This is a genomic window from Micromonospora sp. NPDC003816, assembly GCF_042874705.1.
GTDB lineage: Bacteria > Actinomycetota > Actinomycetes > Mycobacteriales > Micromonosporaceae > Micromonospora.
On the sequence record NZ_JBIANP010000003.1, the window covers coordinates 738,786 to 756,813 of the forward strand.

An 18,028-nucleotide genomic window follows, 5' to 3' on the forward strand; every position below is an offset into this window, starting at 1 on the left:
ATGTCGTGTCATGGACTCTGCCCTGACCCTGTTCGGACTGCCCGTCGCCCTCGGCATCATCATGCTCGGTCTGGGTCTCGGCCTGACCGTCGCGGACTTCCGGCGGGTGGCCCAGCACCCGAAGGCCGCCGTCATCGCGCTGGCCTGCCAGGTGCTGCTGTTGCCGGCGCTCTGCTTCGGCCTGGTGCTCGCCTTCGACCTGCCGCCGGAACTGGCCGTCGGGATGATGCTGCTCGCAGCGTCGCCCGGCGGCACCACGGCCAACCTCTACAGCCACCTGTTCGGGGGACACGTGGCGCTGAACATCACCCTCACCGCGATCAACTCGGTGCTCGCCGTGCTCACCCTGCCGATCGTGGTCAACCTGTCGGCGGGCTACTTCCTGAGCGACGCGACGAGCATCGGCCTGCAGTTCGACAAGGTGGTGCAGGTGTTCGCCATCGTGCTCGTGCCGGTCGCGATCGGCATGCTGGTGCGGGCCCGGGTGCCGCGCGTCGCCGACCGGCTCGACCGGCCGGTCCGGATCATGTCCGTGGTGGTGCTCGTCGCGGTGATCCTCGGCGCGGTGCTCGGCGAGCGGGAGAACATCGCCGACTACTTCGTCGCGGTCGGTCTGGCGGTGCTGGCGTTCAACCTGCTCAGCCTCGCGATCGGCTACGGGGTGCCCCGTCTGGCCGGGATCGACCCGACCGCCGCGAAGGCGGCCGGTTTCGAGATCGGCATCCACAACAGCACCCTGGCCATCACGATCGCGCTCAGCCCGGCGCTGCTGAACAACACGCAGATGGCGATCCCGGCCGCCGTCTACGGCATTGTCATGTTCTTTACCGCAGCGGCTTTCGGATACCTGGTCAACCGCGTCGACGCGCGGCCCCGCAGCACCCGCGACCGTGCCACGACGACCTGAGAAAAGGGCGCTGAGCAGTCAGGACACGACGATCACCGGTCGCCGTGCGGGCACCGTCCACGCGCGATGCCGCATCGACGACTGGATCTGCCGTCGCGTTCCCTGCCTGTGCAACGATCGTTGAGCGTCATGCCGACCGCCCGGTCCCGCCGGCCTGCCTGTGCCTCGGTCACCGGCAGGGCTCGGCGGAACGGCGCCACACCTCGTACCCCTTGGAGAGCACGATGTCCTTCTCTCCGGCTCAGGTCTTCGCCGCGCTGAACGCGGTGCGGCCGCCCGACCAGCCGTCCCCGGTGCTCGGCACGGCCGTGGTGATCGGCGGCAGCGTCGCCGGTCTGCTGGCCGCCCGGGTGCTGTCCGACCACGCGGCGAGCGTGGTCGTGATCGACCGCGACGACCTGCACGTGCCCGGCGGACGGCCGGGCGTGCCACAGGGGACGCAGTTGCACGCGCTGCTGCCCGGCGGCTTCCTGCAACTGGAGCGTCTCTTCCCCGGGTTCCGGGAGCAGGCCCTGGCCCAGGGTGCGGTCGAGGCGCCCCCCGCCGCCCGGCGCAACTACCTCGACGGCCGTCTCAAGGTGACGGTGCCCGACGACGCAGACAGCCTGGCCGGGAGTCGGCCGCTGCTGGAGGGGCTGATCCGTCAGCAGGTCCTGCGGCTGCCCAACGTCAAGACGGTGACCGCCCGCGCCACCGGCCTGGTCGTCGACGGTTCGTCCGTGGTCGGGGTCCGGTGCGACGTCGACGCCGCGTCCGGTGTCGAGAACGCCGACCTGGTGGTGGACGCCATGGGCCGGTCGAGCCGGCTCTCCGACTGGTTGGTGGACGCCGGTTGGGAGCGACCCGCCCTGCGGCGGATGCCGGTGCACCTCAACTACGCCACCGCCCTGTTCCGCCGTCGCGAGGCGCACCCGGAGCACACCGTGGTGATGGCCCTGAACAGCATCAAGGCGTCCTCGGACGTGGCCGGGGCGGCGTACTTCGCCATCGAGGACGGCCGATGGATGGCGATGATGGCCGGTTACGGTGACAACCGTCCCGGCCGCACCGCCGAGGACTTCGTACGCCGGCTGCGCGAGCAGTTCCCACCCGAGTTCAGCGAGGTCGCCGACAGCGAGATGCTCGGCGAGGTGCAGACCTACCGCCACGCCGACAGTCGGCGGCGGGACTACCACGCGCTGCGGCGGATCCCGGCGGGCCTGGTCAGTGTCGGTGACGCGGTCGCCTCGTTCAACCCGGTCTACGGCCAGGGGATCACGGCTGCCGCGCTGCACGCGGCCTGCCTGTCGGCGTACCTGCGCTCCGGGCCGGACCTGCGCTTCCCGGCCCGCCGCTTCTTCGAGCTGCAACGGGTGGTGGTGGACGCCGCCTGGTCGATCTCGACCTCCGCCGACCTGGCGTTGCCGCACGTCGACGGTCCCTACCCGCGTGGGTATCGGCTCTCCAGCTGGGTGAGCGGCCAGATCGTCCGGGCGACCATGACTGACGTGACGACGGCCCGCCGCTTCAACGACGTCGTCTCGATGCGGGAGCACCCCCGTGCGCTGGCCCGCCCCGGCGTGGTGCTGGGCGCGCTGTGGGCGAACTGGCGGGCACGCTGACCGCGCCCGACATCTAGCCCGAACGTCGGACCTGTCCGGTTAGCCGGACGCGGCACCATAGTTGCATCTATTGCAATGTCAGCATATGTTGCTGGTGGTGAGCGGAAGGAGTGCCGGATGGGTGCCGGGCACGATCACGGGCAGCAGGTCCTGCGCGCGGGGGAGAAGCACCGGGGGCGGCTCTGGGCGGCCTTCGCCCTGCTGGCCGTCTTCATGGTGGTCGAGGCGATCGGTGCCTGGGTGACCGGTTCGCTGGCGCTGCTGTCGGACGCCGGGCACATGTTCACCGACGTGCTCGGCATCGGCATGGCGCTGGCCGCGATCACGGCGGCGAGCCGGGCCTCCCGGGACGGGCAACGCACCTTCGGGCTCTATCGGATGGAGGTCCTGGCGGCGCTGGCCAACGCCGTGCTGCTCTCCGGGGTGGCGCTCTTCGTGCTGGTCGAGGCGGTACGCCGGCTCGGCGAACCGCCGGAGGTGCTGGTCGGGCCGATGCTGGCGGTGGCGGTGGCCGGGCTGATCGCCAACATCGTGGCGTTCCTGCTGCTGCGCTCCGGTGCCGAGGAGAGCCTCAACGTGCGGGGCGCGTACCTGGAGGTCTTCGGTGACCTGCTCGCCTCGATCGGGGTGATCGTCGCGGCCGGGGTGATCGCGTTGACCGGCTGGTGGTACGCCGACCCGATCGTGGCCGTGGCGGTCGGCTTCTTCATCCTGCCCCGCACCTACCGGCTGGCGCGGGCCGCCCTGCGGGTCCTGGTCCAGGCCGCGCCGCCGCACCTGGACGTCGCCGAGGTCCGCGACGCGCTGCGCGAGGTGGAGGGCGTGGCCGACGTGCACGACCTGCACGTCTGGACGCTGACCTCGGGCATGGAGGTGGCCTCGGCGCACCTGACCCTGGCCGGCGGGGCGGACCTGGCCCGGGTGCTCGCCGCCGCGCGCCGGCTCCTGCACGACCGCTTCGGGATCGAGCACGCCACGTTGCAGGTGGAGCCCGGGGACGCCGAGGGCGTCTGCCACGGCGCCCATTGGTGACGGCCGGGAACCCGGAGCCCCGCCGCGCCGACTACCTGGGAAACCACCCGCACCGGGAGCCGTCGTTGAACCGCCCGCACCACCTCGTCCCGACTCTGATCCTGCGCCGTCCGGTGCTGGTGCCCGCCGCCATGGTCCTGGTCGCCGCCGGTGCCGCAGCCGTGCTGCTGTGGTGGGGCGGCGGCAGCGTACCGCCGACTCCGCCGGGGCTGCCCGACCCGGACCCGACCGCGGCCTGGCTGTTGCCGGCCGCCCGGCTCGGCATGCAGATCGGCGCGGTGGCCACCGTGGGACTGCTGGTGGCGGTCACCGTGCTGTCCCCGCGCGACGACGGCGGTCGACTCTCCGCGCTGGGCTACCGGCGGCTGCGCGCTGCGGCGTGGACCGCCGCCGCCTGGGCGGTGTCCGCCGGTGTCGCGGTCTGTTACACCCTCGTCGACCTGTTCGGGCTGCCCGCCACGCAGGTGTTGTCGGCCCGCGCGGTGCTGAACTTCGTGCGCAGCGTGTCGCTGGGCCAGTCCTTGGCGCTCAGCGGAGCGCTGGCGCTGGTCGCGGCCGTCGTCGCGGCCCGCAGTCTGCGTCCGTCCGGGGCGGTGGTGGCGCTGCTCGCCGCGCTGGCCGCAGTGGTGCCGCCGGTCTTCACCGGGCACGCCGCGTCGGCCAGCAATCACCAGGTGGCCGTCTCGGGCCTGCTGCTGCACGTGGTGCCGGTCACCGTCTGGGCCGGCGGCCTGCTCGCCCTGGCGATCACCGCCCGGGGCACCGCCGCCGACCTCGCGGTCGCGGTGCGCCGGTTCTCCCCGCTGGCGCTGGTCTGTCTGGTCGCGGTCGGTCTGTCCGGACTGCTGTCGGCGAGCGTACGACTGACCGGCCCGGCCGACCTGACCGGCACCGGGTACGGGCGGCTGGTGCTGGTCAAGACCACCGTGCTGGCCGTGATCGCGGTGCTGGGGCAGTGGCACCGGCGGTCCACGATGCCGGCCCTGGTCGCCGGCCGGCGACGCCCGTTCGTGCGGGTCGCAGTCGTGGAGACGCTGCTGTTCGGGGCCGCCGTCGGGGCCGCCGTGGCGCTGTCGCGTACCCCCGTGCCGGCCGTCGGCGCCGACGAGGACGTGGCGACCGCCCTGCTCGGCTTCCCGATGCCGCCGCCGTTGAGCGTGGCCACGGTGGCCCGCCTCTGGCTGCCGGAACCCCTGGTCATCGCCGCCACCGTGGGCGCGGCCGGGCTCTACCTCGCGGGGGTGTGGCGGCTGCGGCGGCGCGGCGACGCCTGGCCCGCCGCGCGTACCGCGTTCTGGCTGCTCGGCTGCGTGGTGATCGTCGTCGCCACCTCCAGCGGCCTGGCCCGGTACGGCCCGGTGCTGTTCGCCGTGCACATGGTGCAGCACCTGCTGCTGATGATGGTCGCGCCGATCCTGCTGGTCCTGGCCGGACCGGTCACCCTCGCACTACGGGCGCTGCGACCGGCCACCGACCCGCGTTGGCCGGGTCTCCGGGAGTGGCTCCAGGCGGGCCTGCACTCCCGGGCGTCCCGCGTGCTGACCCACCCGGTGGTGGCACTCGTCGTCTACGTGGCCAGCCTCTACGTGCTCTACTTCACCGGCCTGTACGAGCTGGCGGTCCGTTCGCACGCCGCCCACCTGGCGATGGTCGGGCACTTCCTCGCCGTCGGGTATCTCTTCTTCTGGGCGGTCATCGGCGTCGACCCGGCACCCCGCAAGGTGCCGTACCCGCTGAAGATGGTCCTGGTCCTGATCAGCATGGTGCTGCACGCCTTCCTCGGCGTCGCGCTCATGCAGTCGGCGACCGTGCTGGCCGCCGACTGGTGGATCGCGCTGGACCGGCCGTGGGGGCCGACCCCGCTGGCCGACCAGCAGGCCGCCGGGGGCATCGCCTGGTCCTTCGGTGAGCTGCCCACCGTGATCGTGATGGGGGCGCTGATGTTCCAGTGGATCCAGGCCGACCGGCGGGAGGCCCGTCGCCGCGACCGGGCCGCCGACCGTGCCGAGGCGGAGGGACGCGAGGACCCGGAGCTGGCCGCCTACAACCGGATGCTCGCCGAGCTGGCCGAACGCGACCGCCGGGTCCGCCGGTGAGGTCCCGTCCAGCCTGCTCCCAGCTATCTGCCAGCCGACCGGTGCAGCATGGGCTGCTCCCGCAGAGAAGGTTGACGCCCGCATGACGAGGAACCTGCGACTGACGTTGGCGATGATCCTGGTGGTGATCCTCGTCATGATCGGCCTGACCGCGATCAACCGGAACTCCGGCCCACGCGCCAGCGGCGAACCGGTCGATCCGGCCGTGCTGGTGCGCGACGACAGCCACCGGCTCTCCACCGCCACCGACGGCAGGGTCACCCTGGTGGAGTTCCTCGACTTCGAGTGCGAGGCGTGCGGCGCGGTCTACCCGGCGGTGAGCGAACTCCTCGACACCTACCAGGACCGGATCACGTTCGTCGTGCGGTACTTCCCGATCCCCAGCCACCCCAACGCCGAGCTGGCCGCCCGGGCCGCCCAGTCCGCCGCCAACCAGGGCCGGTTCGCCGAGATGTACACCGTGCTGTTCGAGAACCAGGAGACGTGGGGGCACCAGCGGACCCCGCAGACCGAGGCGTTCGTCGGGTACGCGCGCACCCTCGGCCTGGACGTCGAGGCGTTCCAGCGCGACCTCGACGCCCCGGCCACCGCCGAGCGGGTGGCCCGGGACCGCGCCGACGGGGAGGCCGCCGGGGTGCAGGGCACGCCGACGTTCTTCCTGAACGGTCGGCAGTTGACGAACGTGCGTACCCAGGCGGACATGGTGGCCGCCATCGACGCCGCGCTCGCCGGATGAGCGCCGACGCGGCGTGCCGGCCGACGGACACCGACGCACCGGACGCGGGATTCCTCGCCCGGGTCACCGCGTGGGTGCTCGCCGTCGGCGGTGCCGTGGGCCTGCTCGCGGCCGCCACGCTCACCGTCGAGAAGATCAACCTGCTGAGCGACCCGGACTACGTGCCGACGTGCAGCATCAACCCGATCCTCTCCTGCGGCTCGGTGATGACCACCCCGCAGGCCGCCGCCTTCGGCTTCCCGAACCCGCTGCTCGGCATCGCCGGTTTCGCGGTGGTCGCCACCGTCGGCGTGGTGCTGCTCGCCGGGGCGCGGCTGCCCGGCTGGTTCCGGGCCGGTCTCCAGGTCGGTGTCACGTTCGGCGTGATCTTCGTGCACTGGCTCATCTACCAGAGCCTGTACGTCATCGGCGCGCTCTGCCCGTACTGCATGGTGGTCTGGGTGGTGATGATCGCGATCTTCGTCTACACCACGCTGCACCACCTGCGCCGGGTGCCGCCGTCGTCGCCACCGGCCCGGCTGGCCGGGCTCGCCGGCTACCACAGCTTCGTCCTGGTCGCCTGGTACACGGTGATCCTGCTGGCGGTGCTGGTGCGCTTCTGGGACTACTGGTCCACCCTGCTCTGACCCCGGCCGCGCCACCGGGTCGACGGTGGCGCGGCACCGGCCGCGAGCGTCACGGCGCGGGGACGACCTCCTGCCCGAGCGGCCAGATCGCCGCCGGCACCAGCTTGAAGTTGGCCACCCCGAAGGGGATGCCGATGATGGTCAGGCAGAGGCTCACCCCGGCGACGATGTGCGACAGCGCGAGCCACCAGCCGGCCAGCACGACCCAGATCACGTTGGCGACGCCGGAGGCCACCCCGACACCCGGCTTGGGCACCAGGGTCCGGCCGAACGGCCACAGCGAGTACGACGCCAACCGCAGCGACGCGACGCCGAACGGGATGGTGACGACGAGCACGAAGCAGATCAGGGCCGCGATGCCGTACCCGACCGCCAGCACGATCCCGCCGCCGAAGATGAGCCACAACACGTTCAGCACGAATCGGATCATGACTCCATGATGACCGGTGGGTGCCACCGACCGCGAAGGGCGGCCGGTGGCACCGTCGCTCGGCCGGTGAGGCAGGTACTCAGCCGGTGACGCCGGTCACCGTCGTGCCGGACCTGGTGACGCGGTAGGTCGCCTGGGCACCGCTCCAGAAGTGGAAGGTGAGGGTGACCGGGGCACCGTCGCGGACCTCACCGAAGAAGGTGGAGGTCAGCGTGATCCGGTTGGCGGCGTAGTCGGGCGCGAAGGCGACGTCGAACTCCTTGTACGACGTCCAGTCGTGCGGGCCGGCGTTGCTGCCGTCGGCGTACCTCGCCTCCATGGTGGCGAGCTGGTCGCCCCGGAACTGGGTCGGGATGGCGAACGCGCCTGTCGTGCCGGTGGCGTTGGAGAGCACCGGCGGGTCGTACGTGACGATGTCGATCCGCCACGGCACGCCGGTGGAGAAACGGGCGTGCAGGGTGGCGTTGACGCCGTACGCCCGGCTGCCGACCAACCGGGTCAGCGCACTCGCGGTCAGCGTGAGCTGGTTGCCGGAGACGGTGTAGTCGGTGCCCTGCGTCAGGTTGGTGGTGCCCTGCCGCAGCCCGGAGAAGGTGGTGCCGTTCAGGTTCAGCGTCAGCGACTTGGCGGTGACCGCGCCGGTACGCGGCACGTACACCTGGTCGGCGGAGGCGGTGCCGGAGCGGGTCGTCCAGCTCGACTTGATCTGGGCGAACAGCTCCGCGTCCTTCCACCGGAAGGCGACCCGGTCGAAGTGCTGGCCGTTGTCCCAGAGCTGGGTGGTGAGCCGCTTGGTGCGGGCGTAGTGGCCGAGGAACTCGAAGAACTTGAGTTTCTCGCCCTGCTGCACCGTGCCGGTGTGCCGGTCGAAGCCGAGCAGCCCGTACTCGCCGATGACGACCGGGATGTTCCGGGCGACGAAGGAGTTGTGCACCCGGTCGAACCGGTCGACGAGGTCCTGCTGGGTGACCGCGTCGAACCGGGTGCCGCCGGCGACGTTCACGCTGAACGGCCAGTAGCCGTAGAAGTGCACGGTGGCGATCAGGTTGCGGTCGTTGAGCTGGGTGAAGGTGCTCACCAGCTCGTCGATGCGGGGCTGGTCGGAGGAGGTGTGCAGGGTCGGCAGGACCAGCATCCGGGTGGCGTTGTTGCCGCCGGAGGCGCGCACGATCCGGTGGAACGAGGTGTTCAGCTCGTGCAGGAGCTGCGCGTTCTGGGCGTCGCCGGAGCTGTTGGCGAACTGCGGCTCGTTGACGCTCTCGAAGTGCAGTTTCGGCCCGGCGTCCCGGAACGCGGCGGCGATCTGAGTCCAGAGCGCATTGTAACGGTTGAGGACCGTGGTGCGGTTGGTCGGCATCTCGTGGATCCACTGCCACGAGTCGTGGTGAATGTTGATCATCACGTAGAAGCCGTCGTCCAGGGCCCAGCCGACGACCTCCTTGATCCGGTTCAACCAGGCGGCGTCGATCGTGTACGAGGGTGCCGCGCCGTGCCGGTTGCTCCAGGTCACCGGGATGCGGATGCTGTTGAAGCCCTGGGCCCGGATGGCGTCGAGCTGTGCCGGGGTGACCCGGGGGTTGCCCCACGCGGTCTCGTCGGCGCCGACCGAGTCGAAGGTGTTGCCGAGGTTCCAGCCCGGCTGCATCGCGTCCACGTACGCCATGGCGTCACCGGCGGGCGGCGGGGTGGTCGGCGGCGGCGTGGTGGGGGGCGGGGTGGTCGGCGGCGGGGTGGTCGGGCCGACGCTCCCGGTGCAGGTGACCCCGTTGAGGGCGAACGAGGTCGGCGCGGTGTTGCTGGTGCCGGTGTAGGTGCCGTTGAAGCCGAACGAGACGCTCTGGTTGGTGCCGAGGGCGGCGTTGTAGCCGACGTTGGTGGCCGTCACGTCGTTGCCGGCGGAGGTGACGGTGGCGTTCCATGCCTGCGTCACCCGCTGGCCGGAGGGAAACGTCCAGGTCAGCCGCCAACCGTTGACCGCGTCGCCGAGGTTGGTCAGGTCGACGTTGGCGGTGAAGCCGCCGGGCCACTGGCTGGGGGCGGAGTAGACCACCCGGCAACCGGCGGCGGCGTGTGCGGCGCCCGCGTTGACCAGGCCGACGCCGGCCAGTAGGACCGCTATCCCGCTGGTGACCAGGCCGAACCGCCATCGTGTCCTGCGTAGTGTGCCTCTCAGCCCGGCCATGACGCTCCTCGGTGTGGTGATGGTGTCGACGGGTGCTGGCCGAGCGCCGCCGGGACCACCGGAAACGTCCGGCCGGCTCGCACCATAAGTTGGGATCAACAACTTTGTCAATCGACTGAGGCTGATATTGGCTGCTTCTGCGCAGGTAGGGGCGTTGTGTCGGAACGAGTGCCTCGCGGGTGTGCGTACCGGACTGTCGGACGCGTACCGGCGAATGAGCGCAGCCCGGGCGGGTAGTCGGCGGCGTGACGGCGACGGACGAACGGGACAGCGGATGGCTGCGGGGCGCCGTCGGGCGGGTGATCGGGATGGTCGCCCGCGTGGTCGGCGGGATCAGTGGACGGATCGGCTGGCGGGAACGGCGCCGGACGCTGGAGCTGTACGCCATCCTCGCCGTGCAGGCCGGAGCAGCCGCCGCCGTCGCCTGGACGGTCGCGCACCAGGTGCTCGGGCATCCGTCACCGGTCTTCGCGCCCAGCGCGGCGGTGGGCACGATCGCCGCCGCGATCGGCCGGCGGACCCGCCGCACCGTGGAACTGCTGATCGGCGTGCTGGCCGGGATCGTGGTCGGCGACGCCCTGATCTGGGTCATCGGCACCGGACCCTGGCAGATCGGCACCGTCGTGACGCTGGCCATCCTGCTCGCCCTCACGCTGAGCCGGGGCGGCCAGGTGGTGACCCAGGCCGGCGGCACGGCGGTCCTGATCGCCACGCTCGCGCCCGTGCAACGCGGGCTGGAGGTGCCCAGGATCATCGACGCCACGATCGGTGGGCTGGCCGCCGTGCTGGTGGTGGCCGTCCTGCCGGTGAACCCGGTGCGGCTCGTCCAGCGGGCGGCCCGTCCGCTGTTCACGGTGCTGATGGAGCAACTGCACGTGGGCGCGGACGGCTTGTCGGCCGGCGACGCCGAGGAGGTGGCCCGGGCCCGGGACGCCCTGACCGCCCTCGACCCGCAGGTCAAACTGATCTCCGACGCGGTCGCCGGAGCCCAGGAGGCGGTGGCGATCTCACCGGCCCGATGGCACCGCCGGACCGACTTCGAGCACTACGAACGCGGCGTCCGCTACCTCGACCTGGCCGTGCGGGGCTGCCAGGAGATGCTGCGTCGGGCCGCCACGGCGGTCCGCGACGACGAACCGGTGCCGGCCGGTCTGCCCGCGGCGGTGCACTACTTCGGCGACGCCCTCGCGCTGATGCAGATCGCGGCGGAGAGCGGGCACCACACCGGTCGCACCGAGCGGCTGATCCTCAAGGCGGTGGACCGGGCCGCCGAGGCGTACCACGAGGGGGTGGGCTTCTCCGGCAGCGTGGTGGTGGCACAGATCCGGACCGTCGCCACCGACCTGCTGCGCAGCCTCGGCCGCTCGGAGTCGCAGGCCAGCGAGTCGGTCCGGGAGCGGTTCGGGCGGCGGCAGGAGGAGGGCCGGCCACCCGGGGCGCAGCCCGATCGCGCATGACCGGGCTGCGGCCGCGTCACAACCGCCCGGCCACCGTCCGGGCCACCTCGGTGAGGCGTCCCACGTACCCGGCCGGGTCGTCCAGCCGGACCAACCGGACGGCCACCCAGGTCCCGGAGACGCTGACGAAGACCGCCCCCTCCTCCAGGTACGCCTCGTCGCCGATGCCGGAGAGCGTCTCGAACTCGTGGTCGAGTTCCCGGTCGATGTCGAGGATCTTCTTCGCCCCGTCGCCGACGAAGACCTCCACCTGGGCCAGCGGCCCCGAGACCGGCCCGGTGTACGTGCAGGTGTCCGCCACCGGCACCGGGTCCTCCAACGGCGTACCGGCCAACTCCTCGGCCTCCGCCCTGGTCACCAGCGCGCAGGCGTCCACCTCGGGCGGGTCCGGCGGCGCGGGCGTCTCGTTCGGCGGCTCCGGCGTTCCGGCCGGCTCCGGTGCCCCGGCCGGCGCGGGTGGCGGTGCTGCCGCCGGCTCGGCGGCCCCGCCACAGGCGGTGAGCACGGCCGCCAGGACCACCGTCACGATGAGCCGGGCGGTGCTGGGCAGGTGCCTCATCGTCGTCTCCCTCCGCCGCGCCGTCACCGGGGCAGTGCGTCGAGCAGCCGACGCAGCGCCTGCGCGTACCCGTCGGGACGGGCACCGAGGCGGGCGAAGCTGCTCAGCGTCACGGTGTAGGCGCCGCCGGCGCCGACCAGCACCGCCTCGGCGCCGATGTCCTTGACGGCCAGGTAACCCTTCGCGCCGTTCCCGATCTCCGTCACCGTCGAATAGATCTGCCCGGCCTGCTGGCGCTGGTAGTCGTAGGTGCCCTCGCCGGTCGACCGGGAGGCCGTGGTCACGGTGAGCTGGGCCACCCCCTTGCCGTCGCCGAAGCTGCACGTGCCCTGGTCCACCATGGACTCGCCGACGAACTCGGAGACCTGTGCCGCGGTGAACGGGCAGGGCGGGCGTACCGTGTCGGCCGCGTCGACGGGCAGGTCGACGTCGGTGTCCGCGTCCGCGCCGGCTCCCGTGTCCGGCGCCGGTGCAGCCTCGGTGCCGCCGTCGCCGCATCCGGTCAACGCGAGCACCACCACGCAGAGCGCGGGCAGGATCTGTCGCCGCACGTGTCCTGCTCCCTTCTTCGGCCGACCACTGACTGTCTCGACGCTACGGTCGGCGGACCGGGAAGGAATCCGGTGTTTCCCTAGCTTTCGACGCCCGCCGCCGACGTCCGGGTGCCGGTCGCCGTGCGGGCGAGAGCGGCACCGAGCTCGGCCCGCCGGGAGATGCCCAGCTTCCGATAGACCCGGGAGAGGTTCGTCTCGACCGTCTTCGGGCTGACGAACAACTCGTCGGCGATGGCCCGACTGGTGCGCCCCTGGGAGGCGAGCCGGGCCACGCGTTCCTCGGTCGCGGTGAGGTCCGACGGCGCGGACGGACGCCCACCGAGCCGGGCGGCCTCGGCGCGGGCCCGTGCCGCGAACGCCGCCGCCCCCAACGCGTCGAACTCCGCCGCCGCGGCCTGCAACGCCTCCCGGGCCTGCCGCTTGCGGCGCGACCGGCGGTGCACCACCCCGGCGACCAGCAGACACCGGGCGCGGTCCAGCGGCAGGACGTCGGGCGGCACCGTGGCCCGCGCGCTGTCGATCTCCGCCAGCGCGGCCGACGGGTCGACCCCACCGGCGCTGTCCACCAGGGCCCGGCTGCGCGCCAACCCGAGCAGCGTCCAGGGGCGCGGCAGCCGCCGGTGTCGCTGCGCCAGCCGCGCCAGCGTCGCCGCTGCGGTGACCAGGTCGCCGACCCCGACACACGCCTCGATCCAGTCCGGCTCGAAGCGTTGGGCCAGCGGCTCGGTCAGGCCCATCCGGTCGAACACCGCGGCGAGCCGCCGGAACCCGGCGGCGGCGTCGGCCGTCCGCCCGGCACTGAGCGCGACGAACGCACCCAGGTGCAGGTGGATCCGGCGGCACCAGTCGTCGTCGAGTTCCTCGCCGAGCCGGGCACCCGTCTCCGCCACCCGGGCCGCCGCGTCGAGCCGGCCCCGCATCGCGTCGAGGAACGCGGCCAGCCAGGTCTCGGCGGTGAGTTCGGTGCCCAGCAACTCACCGAGCTCGCGGGCCGCCGCGATGTGCCGCTCCGCCGCCGCCCAGCGTCCGGCCAGCAGCTCGGTCTCGCCGAGGTGTTTGAGCAACTCGTGCTGGGACGGCTCGTCCCCGCGTGCGGTGGCCCGGTCCAGCAGCCCGGCCAGGCGCTGTCGGGCCCGGTCCAGGTCGTCGATGCCCTTCCACCAGACCGCCGGGATCGTGCCGGCCAGCCAGGACGGCTCCGCACCCTCCATGGCCAGCGCCCGGTCGAGCAGTTCGACGCGGGGCGGCACTCCGGCGCGTACCTCGTTGAAGAAGAGGTTCATCAGGGCGGCGGCCAGCAGCGGACGGTCGCCGCCGGGCCCGGTGAGCAGCCCGACCGCCGCCTCGGCGTGCGTGCGGGCCGGATCCGGCAGGTCGACGAAGAGTGCCAGGTGGGCGTGGATCCGGCCGGACAGGGGAGAGCCGGGTCGGGTCGCGGTCAGTGCCCGCGTCGCGGCCTCGACGGCGGTGCCGCCCGGCTCGTCGGCGCTCCACGCCACCACGGCCCGCAGCAGCAGCGCCTCGGCACGGACGTCGCCGCCGAACCCGTCGGCCACCGCCTCGGCGGCGAGTCGGGCACCCGGATGGTCACCGCAGTCGAACCGGCACCGGGCCGCCGCCAGCCGTCGCCGCCCCTGGGCCTCCCGGTCGTCCGCCGGAGTGAGCCGCGCCGAGGACTCGTAGAGCGTCACCGCCGCCTCCGGCGCGCCGCGCGCGTGCTGCCGTGCCGCAGCCGCCGCCAGGGCGTCGGCCACCACCGGGTCGGGCGTGGTGGTGCAGAGCGCCAGGTGCCGGACCCGCTCGTCCGGATCGGCCACCACCTGGGCCAGCCGGCGGTGCAGGGCACGCCGGACGCCGGGCGGGATGCCCGTGCGGACCGCCGCCGCGTACACCGGGTGGGTGAACTCGACCCGCTGCGGTGTCACCACCAGCAGCCCCGCCTCCTCGGCGGCGTCGAACGCGCCGGGACCGACGCCGGCGGCGGCCAGATCCCCGAGCAGCGGTACGCCGAGCAGAGCGGTCAACCGCACCGCGTCCCGGCAGCGGGGCGGCAGCCCGGCGAGGACGTCGTCGAGGAGATGGTGCATGGAGGCGGCCACCGGCAGGTCCTGCCCCGGCTCGGGCGGCTGCGGCAGGCGCTGCACCGCACGGGCCACCTCGATGGCGACCAGCGGGTTGCCGGCGGCCTCGCGGGCGATCCGGGCGAGCAGCGGACGGCTCAGCGGGGCACCGATCCGGTCCCGCAGCACGTGGTGCAGCGCGGCCACGTCGAGCGGGGCCAGGGCCAACCGCGTCAACCGCCGGGGACCGGTGTCGAGCCCGAGCGGAGCCGGCCGGGGCGCCGGCCCACCGGGAACGCGGCAACTCACCAGCGTGGCCGGCACCGGGTCGAGTCGGCGCAGCGCGAACCGCAGCGCGCGTTCGCTCGGCCGGTCCAACCAGGGCGCGTCGTCCACGGCGACCAGCACCGGCCGACCGGCGGCGAGCGCCGCCTCCAGCAGCGTCCGGGTCGCCGCGCCGACCACGCGTTCGTCGAACGTCTCGTCGCTGTCGCCGGTGAGCAGCACCACCTCGGCGGCGACCCGCTGCGGACGCGGCAGGTCCACCACCAGGTCGGCCAGCGGGCGGAGCAGGTCGGCGAGCGCGGCGAACGGCAGGTCGGCCTCGCACTCGGTCGGCGCGCAGGTGAGCACCGACCATCCGGCCCGGGTCGCCTCGGTGACCAGGGCCCGCAGCAGGGTCGTCTTGCCGATCCCGGCCGGACCTTCCAACAGCACCGGGCCGGGCTCGCCCAGCGTGCGCCAGGCCAGGTCGAACAGGTCGTCCCGGCCGACGAGCGAACGCGGCATGTGGCGATTGTGGCACCGGCCGGCGTCGATGGGCATCAGGCGCTCGGCGCGCCGGGGCGGTCGGTCGGCCGGGGTCCGTTCAGGCGTGTGGCGTCCGGCTCGGCGGGATGCCACAGGCGGTTCGTGCGTCGCGTCGGCCGGTGCTCGATCGTTGCCGAAGACGGGAGGCGTCGTCGTCGGCCGGCGCACCACGCCTCCGGGCGTGCGGTGCACGCGGCTGGATGATCACGATGGGTGTCCGAAGGAGAGGTAGCGGCACGACGTACGCCGGAGAGGGGTGGGGTGTTGGAGGGTAGTGATCCGACTGACGTCGTCCGCCGGGCGACGGCTGAAGCGCTTCGGCGGATCGCCGGGGAGACGGTCCTGATCGGCATCGTGGGGAGCCGGCTGGGGGCACTGGGGGACGGCCTGCGGGACGTCCTGCGCGCGGCGCTGGTGACGCAGCGGGTGGCGGCGCCGCTGCGGCTGATCGGGCTGTGTCGCGAACTCGACCTCGGGCCCGACGCGTTCGACCTGCTGGGACACCATCTGCTGGGAGCGCTGGTCGGGCACCGGCCCGGACCGGACGCACTGGTACGCGCCGGCGGTGCGCTGGGGTTGGCGCGACGGGAACTCTTCGTCCCCCACGGTGCGGAGTCGGACGACACGGTCCGGGTGCTCCGTCCGCACACCGGTCGCGGCAACAGCGCGAACGCCCGCTACCGCGCGACGAAACCGCCGGAGCACCTGCCCTCGCCGCCCGCCTGGACCTGCACCGGCTGCGGCCAGGAATGGCCGTGCCCGGTCAAGCAGAGCCAGTTGCTGGCGGAGTTCGGGGGAGCGCGGGCCGCACTCGCGGTCTATCTGGGGTCGTGTCTGCTCGCCGCCGCCCGGGATCTGCCCGGGTTACCGCCGGCCCACGCCCGAGACCGGTTCCTCGGCTGGTTGCCGCGCCGACCGTGCTGAGCACGGTCACCGGTCGGGCCGGAGCGGAGACATTCCCGCACCGACCCGACCGGGTCTCTCAACGTGCGGTGGGCTCGGGCGCGGTGCCGTTGGCCGCGACGACCGGGTGCCCGGACTCGTCCTCGGCGGGCGGGCCGGCGAACCAGTCGATGCCGCCCTTTCCGCCGGCCGCGACCACTGCCGCCGCCCGCGCCACCGGGTCGGTCAACGCCGCCGGGTCGGACTGCGTCGGCCCAGGGCCGGACCGGCCGGCGTCCGGGCCGCCGCCGGAGTCGACGCCCTCGGCTCCGGTCGGGGAGGCGGTGCCCTCCGGGCCCTGGGAGGACGTGTCCGCCGGGCCATCGGCGGAGCTGCCCGCCGGGCTGCTCTCCGCGCCGGCCTCGGCACGGGCAGCGTCCGAGCCCGCGCCGGAGCGGGGAGCGTCGGTGCCGGCACGAAGATCGCCCGCGCCGGGACGGTGGGCGTCGCCGCCCGGACGGTGGGCGTCCGCGCCCGGACGCAGAGTGTGCGGACCGGCGGTGGTGCCGTCCTGGCCCGAGGCGACGGCACCGTTGGCCACCGGCCGCGCCGGACCGCCGTACTCGGCACCGGCCGCCTCGGCGCGACCGTCCCCGTTCCCGGTGGACGGCTGCGCGCCGGTCGCCGGGGCCGGCTCGCCGTTGACCCGGGCGGCCGGGCGGGCACCCACCATCGGGTACTCGGCGGTCTCGGTGCCGCCGGCCGCCGCGGCCATGACCGCCGCCGCCGCCAGGTCGGCGACCCGCTTGGCCTCCCGCTGCACCCGCGCCCGGGTCTCCTTGGCGTGCCGCTCGGCCGCCTCGACGGCCCGGCGCACCTCCTCCAGCCGCTGAGTCTCCGCCGCGAGGTCGCGTCCGGTCTCCTCCAACTGCCGGCGCAGCCGGGTCAGCTCGGCGTCGGTGGCGTCCCGGTCCCGCCGGGTCTCGTCGAGCTGCCCCCGGGCGCCGTCCAGTTCCTCCTGCAACCGGGCCAGCGCCTCCTGCTGCTCGCCGACCTGGAGCTGGACGGTGTGCAACTGCTCCTCGGCGGCGGCGGCCTGCTCGTCGCTGAACGTGCGGGTCTCGGCCGCCTGCTCGTCGGCGCGCTTACGGATCTCGGCGGAGTACTGCTGCGCGTCCGCGATCATCGAGCTGACCCGCTGCTCGGCGGCGGACCGCTGGGCGGCCAACTCGCGCTCGACCGACGCCCGCTGCTCGGCCAGGTCCTCCTCGGCGTTGGAGCGTCGCTCCGCGAGCTCCTCCTCCACGGTGGTCCGCCACTGGGTCAGTTCCTGCTGACTCTTGGACCGGGCCGCCTGGATCTCCTGGTGGATCTGGGTACGCGCGGACGTGGTGAGCGCCTCGGCCGCCGAGCGGGCCTGCTCGACCTGCTGGCGGCACTGCTCCCCGATGCGCTGCGCCTCCTGCTGGGCGCGCTCGTGCGCGGCCTCGCCCTCGGTCCGCAGCTTCTCGGCGCGTTCGCGGGTCTCGGCCAGTTCCGCCTCGGCCGTGGCGCGCTTCTCCTCGTACGTCCTGTCGTGCTCGGCCCGCCGGGAGGCCAGTTCCTCGTCGAGGTCGGCCAGCGCCTTGACGGTCCGCTCGCGCGCGTTGGCGAGCGTCTTCTCGGCCTCCGCCTGGAGCTTGGTGGCCCGCTGGGTGTGGGTGTCCACGATGGCCGTCGCCTGCTTCTCGGCGAGGTCCAGGATCTGGTCGACCATCGGGCCCAGGTCGCGGAAGGACGCCCGGTCCATCTGGGTCGGCCGCTGGCGCAGCTCGGTCACCTCGATCTGGAACGCCTGGAGCTTGCCGGTCAGGTCCCGTACGTGTGACGTGGCCCGGTCCCGGTCGGCGGCGACCGCGGCGATGCGGGCGTCGGCCTGCTCGACGTAGCGATCGACCTGCCGCTTGTCGTACCCCCGCATGGTGACCTCGAAGTTCGGCCGCGAGGCCAGGTCGTCGCGGGACGCGAACGGTTCCTCGCCGATGGACATGCCCATCCTCCGTACGATCGCGAGCGCCACACCGGCCGCCCGGCTGCGATGACGCGCAACGCTACCG

The 18,028-nt window shown here is 73.3% G+C and carries 14 protein-coding genes; 8 read left to right on the plus strand and 6 right to left on the minus strand.

All coding sequences use genetic code 11. The features are described 5' to 3' along the window. Nucleotides 1-10 precede the first annotated feature (10 nt). The 6 genes from ACFYTT_RS14220 (at nt 11) to ACFYTT_RS14245 (ending at nt 6,998) form a co-directional block, all read left to right on the plus strand. The gene (locus ACFYTT_RS14220) at nt 11-907 is read left to right on the plus strand and encodes a bile acid:sodium symporter family protein (protein ID WP_387259364.1); all 897 of its coding nucleotides are present in this window, start codon (nt 11-13) and stop codon (nt 905-907) included. 224 nt (nt 908-1,131) lie between these two features. Further along, complete coding sequence (locus ACFYTT_RS14225; RefSeq protein WP_357212523.1) at nt 1,132-2,508, plus strand: FAD-dependent oxidoreductase; 1,377 nt, start codon at nt 1,132-1,134, stop codon at nt 2,506-2,508. Nucleotides 2,509-2,625: 117 nt separating this feature from the next. Continuing rightward, nucleotides 2,626-3,540 (plus strand): cation diffusion facilitator family transporter, encoded by a 915-nt coding sequence (locus ACFYTT_RS14230; RefSeq protein ID WP_131051850.1) that lies wholly within the window; start codon nt 2,626-2,628, stop codon nt 3,538-3,540. Between the two features lie 131 nt (nt 3,541-3,671). Next, nucleotides 3,672-5,636, plus strand: a complete 1,965-nt coding sequence (locus ACFYTT_RS14235; RefSeq protein WP_387259779.1) for a cytochrome c oxidase assembly protein — start codon at nt 3,672-3,674, stop codon at nt 5,634-5,636. 82 nt (nt 5,637-5,718) lie between these two features. Then, the gene (locus tag ACFYTT_RS14240) at nt 5,719-6,372 is read left to right on the plus strand and encodes a thioredoxin domain-containing protein (protein ID WP_131051851.1); all 654 of its coding nucleotides are present in this window, start codon (nt 5,719-5,721) and stop codon (nt 6,370-6,372) included. Further along, nucleotides 6,369-6,998, plus strand: coding sequence for a vitamin K epoxide reductase family protein (locus ACFYTT_RS14245; protein ID WP_131051852.1), 630 nt, complete (start codon nt 6,369-6,371; stop codon nt 6,996-6,998). Before ACFYTT_RS14240 ends, ACFYTT_RS14245 begins: the two co-directional genes overlap by 4 nt. 49 nt (nt 6,999-7,047) lie before the next feature. Here ACFYTT_RS14245 and ACFYTT_RS14250 read toward each other — a convergent pair whose 3' ends face one another. After that, entirely contained in the window at nt 7,048-7,428 is a 381-nt protein-coding gene (locus tag ACFYTT_RS14250) for a YccF domain-containing protein (RefSeq protein ID WP_131051853.1), read from the minus strand. 79 nt (nt 7,429-7,507) lie between these two features. Then, nucleotides 7,508-9,610 carry a cellulase family glycosylhydrolase gene (locus ACFYTT_RS14255; RefSeq protein WP_387259368.1) on the minus strand — a complete coding sequence of 701 codons (2,103 nt, stop codon included), beginning with the start codon at nt 9,608-9,610 and terminating at the stop codon, nt 7,508-7,510. A 245-nt stretch (nt 9,611-9,855) separates the two neighbouring features. Between ACFYTT_RS14255 and ACFYTT_RS14260 the strand changes: the two genes are divergently transcribed. Next, nucleotides 9,856-11,067, plus strand: coding sequence for an aromatic acid exporter family protein (locus ACFYTT_RS14260; RefSeq protein ID WP_131057688.1), 1,212 nt, complete (start codon nt 9,856-9,858; stop codon nt 11,065-11,067). 16 nt (nt 11,068-11,083) lie between these two features. Here ACFYTT_RS14260 and ACFYTT_RS14265 read toward each other — a convergent pair whose 3' ends face one another. The 3 genes from ACFYTT_RS14265 to ACFYTT_RS14275 form a co-directional block, all read right to left on the minus strand. Continuing rightward, a complete protein-coding gene (locus tag ACFYTT_RS14265) occupies nt 11,084-11,626 on the minus strand; it encodes a DUF3558 family protein (RefSeq protein WP_387259371.1) in 543 nt (180 codons plus the stop codon). A gap of 23 nt (nt 11,627-11,649) precedes the next feature. After that, nucleotides 11,650-12,177 carry a hypothetical protein gene (locus ACFYTT_RS14270; protein ID WP_176093172.1) on the minus strand — a complete coding sequence of 176 codons (528 nt, stop codon included), beginning with the start codon at nt 12,175-12,177 and terminating at the stop codon, nt 11,650-11,652. Between the two features lie 80 nt (nt 12,178-12,257). After that, complete coding sequence (locus tag ACFYTT_RS14275; protein ID WP_387259373.1) at nt 12,258-15,029, minus strand: AAA family ATPase; 2,772 nt, start codon at nt 15,027-15,029, stop codon at nt 12,258-12,260. Between the two features lie 282 nt (nt 15,030-15,311). Here ACFYTT_RS14275 and ACFYTT_RS14280 point away from each other — a divergent pair, with 282 nt between their 5' ends. After that, nucleotides 15,312-15,974, plus strand: coding sequence for a hypothetical protein (locus ACFYTT_RS14280; RefSeq protein WP_254876764.1), 663 nt, complete (start codon nt 15,312-15,314; stop codon nt 15,972-15,974). A 58-nt stretch (nt 15,975-16,032) separates the two neighbouring features. On the opposite strand, the gene ACFYTT_RS14285 is transcribed toward ACFYTT_RS14280, so the two are convergent. Then, nucleotides 16,033-17,961 carry a hypothetical protein gene (locus ACFYTT_RS14285; RefSeq protein WP_387259376.1) on the minus strand — a complete coding sequence of 643 codons (1,929 nt, stop codon included), beginning with the start codon at nt 17,959-17,961 and terminating at the stop codon, nt 16,033-16,035. Nucleotides 17,962-18,028: the final 67 nt, after the last annotated feature.